The sequence below is a fragment of the Streptomyces viridosporus genome (genome assembly GCF_002078235.1).
GTDB lineage: Bacteria > Actinomycetota > Actinomycetes > Streptomycetales > Streptomycetaceae > Streptomyces > Streptomyces viridosporus.
Genome location: NZ_MSGP01000698.1, coordinates 1 through 6104 on the forward strand (window position 1 = coordinate 1; position 6104 = coordinate 6104).

Annotated in this window: 4 protein-coding genes and 1 pseudogene; 1 reads left to right on the top strand and 4 read right to left on the bottom strand. The window is 71.5% G+C overall.

All coding sequences use genetic code 11. The features are described 5' to 3' along the window. The 3 genes from pyk to pta form a co-directional block, all read right to left on the bottom strand. Nucleotides 1–1154: pyruvate kinase (gene pyk, locus B7L92_RS36020; protein ID WP_081241396.1), on the bottom strand; the 1154-nt coding region annotated here is incomplete at its 3' end. A gap of 74 nt (nucleotides 1155–1228) precedes the next feature. Next, the gene (locus B7L92_RS36025; protein WP_081241397.1) at nucleotides 1229–2440 is read right to left on the bottom strand and encodes an acetate kinase; all 1212 of its coding nucleotides are present in this window, start codon (nucleotides 2438–2440) and stop codon (nucleotides 1229–1231) included. Further along, nucleotides 2437–4539, bottom strand: a complete 2103-nt coding sequence (gene pta / locus B7L92_RS36030) for a phosphate acetyltransferase (RefSeq protein ID WP_081241398.1) — start codon at nucleotides 4537–4539, stop codon at nucleotides 2437–2439. The genes B7L92_RS36025 and pta overlap by 4 nt, the downstream gene beginning before the upstream one ends. Before the next feature lie 290 nt (nucleotides 4540–4829). On the opposite strand from pta, the gene B7L92_RS36035 reads away from it, so the two are divergent. Next, nucleotides 4830–5855 carry an ATP-dependent 6-phosphofructokinase gene (locus tag B7L92_RS36035; protein WP_004983263.1) on the top strand — a complete coding sequence of 342 codons (1026 nt, stop codon included), beginning with the start codon at nucleotides 4830–4832 and terminating at the stop codon, nucleotides 5853–5855. Between the two features lie 59 nt (nucleotides 5856–5914). Here the strand turns inward: B7L92_RS36035 and B7L92_RS36040 are convergent. Then, nucleotides 5915–6104 (bottom strand): annotated as a pseudogene (locus B7L92_RS36040) (XRE family transcriptional regulator); the annotation flags it as partial.

A 6104-nucleotide genomic window follows, 5' to 3' on the forward strand; every position in this document is an offset into this window, starting at 1 on the left:
CGGCGGGCGGTGTCGCCGGACTGGGTGAAGGCCACCAGGCCCTTGCCGCCGAGGAAGTCGGCGATCTCACAGGCCGCGCGGGCCACCGAACCGCCCTGCGTGCGCGGCTTCTTGCCGGGCACCAGCGGCTGCAGGCCCTTGGAGAGCAGCTCCTGCTCGGCCGCCTGGACGATCTTCGACATCGTCCGCACGGTCTCGATCGGGTACGCGCCCACGCTCGACTCGGCCGACAGCATCACCGCGTCGGCGCCGTCCAGGATCGCGTTGGCCACGTCGGAGGCCTCGGCGCGGGTCGGGCGGGAGTTGGTGATCATCGACTCCATCATCTGGGTCGCCACGATCACCGGCTTGGCGTTGCGCCGGCACAGCTCGATCAGGCGCTTCTGCACCATGGGGACCTTCTCGAGCGGGTACTCGACGGCGAGGTCGCCGCGGGCGACCATCACACCGTCGAACGCCATCACGACGTCCTCCATGTTCTCCACCGCCTGCGGCTTCTCCACCTTGGCGATGACGGGGACGCGGCGGCCCTCCTCGTCCATCACGCGGTGGACGTCCGCGACGTCCACCGCGTCCCGGACGAAGGACAGGGCGACCAGGTCGCAGCCCATCCGCAGCGCGAAGCGCAGGTCCTCGACGTCCTTCTCGCTCAGCGCGGGGACGTTGACGGCCGCGCCCGGCAGGTTGATGCCCTTGTGGTCGGAGATGACGCCGCCCTCGATGACGATCGTCTTCACCCGGGGGCCCTCGACGTCCAGCACCTTCAGCTCGACGTTGCCGTCGTTGATCAGCACCTGGTCGCCGCGGGAGACGTCGCCCGGCAGGCCCTTGTAGGTCGTTCCGCAGATCGTCTTGTCGCCCGGGACGTCCTCGGTGGTGATGGTGAACTCGTCACCGCGCACCAGCTCGACGGGACCTTCGGCGAAGGTCTCCAGGCGGATCTTCGGGCCCTGGAGGTCGGCGAGGACACCGACGGCCCGGCCGGTCTCCTTGGCGGCGGCACGGACCCGGTCGTACCGGCCCTGGTGCTCGGCGTGCGTGCCGTGGCTGAAGTTGAAGCGGGCCACGTTCATGCCGGCTTCGATCAGAGCGACGAGCTGCTCGTGGGAGTCGACCGCGGGGCCGAGAGTACAGACGATTTTCGAACGGCGCATGGGGGCGATCCTATCGGTTTGTTTCGCAGCGGAATATTCCGTCTGGCGGAAAATACAAATGAGGAATCGGCCGCTCAGTTGTTCTTTCCGGCCAGTGCGTATGTCTGGGTGGCGATCTCCATTTCCTCGTCCGTGGGTACCACGGCGACCGCGACCCGTGCCCCCTCGGGCGAGATCAGCCGCGGCTCGCCGCTGCGCACGGCGTTGCGCTCGGCGTCGACCGCGAGGCCCATCCCCTCCAGACCCGCCACGGCCGCCTCCCGCACCGGCGCGGAGTTCTCGCCCACGCCGGCGGTGAAGGCCACCGCGTCCACCCGCCCGAGAACGGCGTAATAGGCACCGATGTACTTCTTCAGACGGTGAATGTAGAGGTCGAACGCGAGCTGCGCCCGTTCGTCGCCCTCGTCGATCCGGCGGCGGATCTCCCGCATGTCGTTGTCCCCGCACAGACCGACGAGGCCGCTCTTCTTGTTGAGGAGGGTGTCGATCTCGTCGGCGGACATTCCGCCGACACGCATCAAATGGAAGATGACGGCCGGGTCCATGTCTCCGGACCGCGTACCCATCACGAGCCCTTCCAAGGGCGTCAGCCCCATGGAGGTGTCCACGCACCGCCCGCCCCGCACGGCCGCGGCGGACGCCCCGTTGCCCAGGTGCAGCACGATGACGTTCACCTCCTCGGGCGCCTTCCCGAGCAGCCGCGCCGTCGCACGGGAGACGTACGCGTGCGAGGTGCCGTGGAAGCCGTAGCGGCGGACGCGGTGCTCGTCGGCGGTCTCCACGTCGATCGCGTAGCGGGCGGCCGACTCCGGCATCGTGGTGTGGAAGGCGGTGTCGAAGACGGCGACCTGCGGCAGGTCCGGGCGCAGCGCCATGGCGGTGCGGATGCCGGTCAGGTTGGCCGGGTTGTGCAGCGGGGCGACCGGGACGAGCCGCTCGATCTCGGCGCACACCCGGTCGTCGACGACGGTCGGCTCGGTGAAGTGCTTCCCGCCGTGCACCACCCGGTGGCCGATCGCGGCCAGCTCCGGGGAGTCCAGCCCCAGCCCGTCGGCGGCCAGCTCCTCGGCCATCGCCTTCAGGGCGGCGCCGTGGTCGGCGATCGGCCCGGAGCGCTCCCGGCTCCCGCCGCCCGCGGCGAGCGGGGTGTGCCGCACGAGGGAGGTCCGCTCACCGATCCGCTCGACCAGCCCCGCGGCCAGCCGGCTGCTGTCGCGCATGTCGAACAGCTGGTACTTCACCGACGACGAGCCGGAGTTGAGGACGAGGACACGGGAGGGACTCACGGGGCGGCTGCCTTCTCGCTCGGGGACGATGCGGGGGACTGGGCCTGGATCGCCGTGATGGCGACGGTGTTGACGATGTCCTGGACGAGGGCCCCCCGGGACAGGTCGTTGACCGGCTTGCGCAGGCCCTGGAGCACCGGGCCGACGGCGATCGCGCCGGCCGAGCGCTGCACGGCCTTGTAGGTGTTGTTGCCGGTGTTCAGGTCGGGGAAGATCAGCACGGTGGCCTGCCCGGCGACCTCGGAGTCCGGCAGCTTGGTCGCCGCGACCGAGGGCTCCACGGCGGCGTCGTACTGGATCGGCCCCTCGATCTTGAGGTCGGGACGGCGCGCGCGCACCAGTTCGGTCGCCTCGCGCACCTTGTCGACGTCGGCGCCGGAGCCGGAGGTGCCCGTCGAGTACGACAGCATCGCGATCCGCGGCTCCACCCCGAACCGCGCGGCGGTGACCGCCGACTGCACGGCGATGTCGGCCAGCTGCTCCGCGTCCGGGTCCGGGTTGACCGCGCAGTCGCCGTAGACGAGGACCTTGTCGGCCAGGCACATGAAGAAGACGGAGGAGACGATCCGGGCGTCCTCGCGGGTCTTGATGATCTCGAACGCCGGCCGGATGGTCGCGGCGGTGGAGTGCACCGAGCCGGACACCATGCCGTCGGCCAGGCCCTCCTGCACCATCAGCGTGCCGAAGTAGTTGGCGTCGGAGACGACGTCGTAGGCCAGCTCCACGGTCACGCCCCGGTGGGCGCGCAGGGCCGCGTACTTCTCGGCGAAGGAGTCGCGCAGCTCGGAGGTGGCCGGGTCGATCAGCTGGGTGTCGCCGAGGTCGATGCCGAGGTCCGCGGCCTTCTTGCGGATGGGGTCGACCGGACCGAGCAGGGTCAGCTCGCACACGCCCCGGCGCAGCAGCACCTCGGCCGCGTGCAGCACCCGCTCCTCGGCGCCCTCGGGGAGCACGACCCGCCGCAGGTCGGAGCGGGCCTGTTCGAGCAGCTTGTGCTCGAACATCATCGGCGTCACCCGGTCGCTGCTGGGCGCGGAGACCCGGCGGTCGATCTCCGCGGTGTCGGCGTACCGCTCGAAGAGGCCGAGCGCGGTCTCCGCCTTGCGCGGGGTGGCCGCGTTCAGCTTGCCCTCCAGGGAGAACAGCTGCTCGGCGGTGGGGAAGCTGTTGCCGGGCACCGACAGCACCGGGGTGCCGGGGGCGAGCCGGGCGGCGAGGGTGAGGATGTCGTCGCCGGGGACCTCGTCCAGGGTGAGCAGCACCCCGGCGATCGGCGGGGTGCCGGCGCTGTGCGCGGCGAGCGAGCCGACGACCAGGTCGGCGCGGTCGCCGGGGGTGACCACCAGGCAGCCCGGGGTCAGGGCGGCGAGGAGGTTGGGCAGCATGGCGCCGCCGAAGACGAAGTCGAGGGCGTCGCGGGCCAGCCCGGAGTCGTCGCCGAGCACCACCTTCGCGTTCAGGGTGTGCGCGATCTGCGAGACGGTCGGGGCGGACAGCGCCGGCTCGTCCGGCAGGACGTAGCAGGGCACGGGCAGCCGGGAGGAGAGCCGCTCGGCGATCTCGTCCCGGTCCTCGCGGGCGACCCGGTTGACCACCATGGCGAGCACGTCGCAGCCCAGGGTGTCGTAGGCGCGGTAGGCGTTGCGGGTCTCGGCGCGCACCGACTCCGCGGTCTGCTTCCGCCCGCCCACGACCGGGATCACCGAGGCGCCGAACTCGTTGGCGAGCCGGGCGTTCAGGCTCAGTTCGTCCGGGAACTGGGTGTCGGCGTAGTCGGTGCCGAGGACGAGGACGACGTCGTAGTCGCGGGCGACCCGGTGGAACCGGCCGACGAGGGCGGACACCAGTTCGTCCGTGCCCCGCTCGGCCTGGAGCGCGGACGCCTCCGGGTAGTCCATGCCGTAGACGGTCGCCGGGTCCTGGGTGAGCCGGTAGCGGGCGCGCAGCAGTTCGAAGAGGCGGTCCGGCCCGTCGTGCACCAGGGGACGGAAGACGCCCACCCGGTCGACCTGCCGGGTCAGGAGCTCCATGACACCCAGCTCGACGACCTGGCGGCCGTCGCCGCGGTCGATACCGGTCACGTACACGCTGCGGGTCACGCGCTCTCCGTTTCCTCGGGGGCCTCGCGTTCGTCGGGTTCCCGCGGTCACTCCGGCCGTGCAAAAATCGCCCACCCAGGTGAGTGGAACCCTCTTGACAATACCTCTGTCGATAGTTAGAGCGTCGCCTGCCCATCGGGGTCGAGGGCCGGGCCGGACGGGCACCCGGATCGGGACGGACCGGGACGGACCGGCACCCGGGAACGGGGACGGGGCGTCGTCGCCGGGGGCGGCATGGAACAATCGGGGTTGGCTCACCGGTATCGACAGCGACCAGGAGACACAGCACGATGCGTATCGGAGTTCTCACCGCAGGCGGCGACTGCCCCGGCCTGAACGCAGTGATCCGGTCGGTCGTGCACCGAGCGGTCGACAACTACGACGACGAGGTCATCGGCTTCGAGGACGGCTACTCGGGACTGCTCGACGGCCGCTACCGCACGCTCGACCTCAACGCGGTCAGCGGCATCCTGGCCCGCGGCGGCACCATCCTCGGCTCCTCCCGGCTGGAGCGCGACCGGCTGCGCGAGGCCTGCGAGAACGCCTCCGACATGATCCGCGACTTCGGCATCGACGCGCTGATCCCGATCGGCGGCGAGGGCACGCTGACCGCGGCCCGCATGCTGTCGGACGCGGGCCTGCCGGTGGTCGGCGTCCCGAAGACGATCGACAACGACATCTCCTCCACCGACCGCACCTTCGGCTTCGACACCGCCGTCGGTGTCGCCACGGAGGCGATGGACCGCCTGAAGACCACCGCCGAGTCCCACCAGCGGGTGATGGTCGTCGAGGTGATGGGCCGGCACGCGGGCTGGATCGCCCTGGAGTCCGGCATGGCCGCCGGCGCGCACGGCATCTGTCTGCCCGAGCGCCCCTTCGACCCGGCCCAGCTGGTCAAGATGGTCGAGGAGCGCTTCGCCCGCGGCAAGAAGTTCGCGGTGATCTGCGTCGCCGAGGGCGCGCACCCGGCCGACGGCACCATGGACTACGGCAAGGGCGAGATCGACAAGTTCGGCCACGAGCGCTTCCAGGGCATCGGCACGGCCCTGGCGCGTGAGCTGGAGCGGCGCCTGGGCAAGGAGGCCAGGCCGGTCATCCTCGGCCACATCCAGCGCGGGGGCACGCCGACGGCGTACGACAGGGTGCTGGCCACGCGCTTCGGCTGGCACGCGGTGGAGGCCGCGCACCGGGGCGACTTCGGCAGGATGACCGCGCTGCGCGGCACGGACGTCGTGATGGTGCCGCTGGCGGAGGCGGTCACGGAGCTGAAGACGGTCCCGAAGGACCGGATGGACGAGGCGGAGTCGGTCTTCTAGGGGCGCCGGGCCCCCGGGGCCCGGTCGGCGCCCGCACCCGCGGCACGGTTCCCGGCCGGTCAGCCGCCGCGGGCGCCGACCGCCCTCCAGAAGTGCTCCACGACGCGTTCCAGGAGCTCCCGTCCGCCGTCCCCGGCGTCGCCCCGGACGCCGCCCCGGCTGAGGGTGGCGGCCAGGTGACCCCGGTAGTCCTGGTGGAGCCGCTGGAGCGGCGGCGGCTGGAAGGAGCGCTCCAGCGGCTCCACCAGG

Excerpts from the sequence above, each read along its gene's own strand:
- B7L92_RS36035 (WP_004983263.1), top strand. The coding sequence starts at position 4,830 with ATGCGTATCGGAGTTCTCACCGCAGGCGGCGACTGCCCCGGCCTGAAC.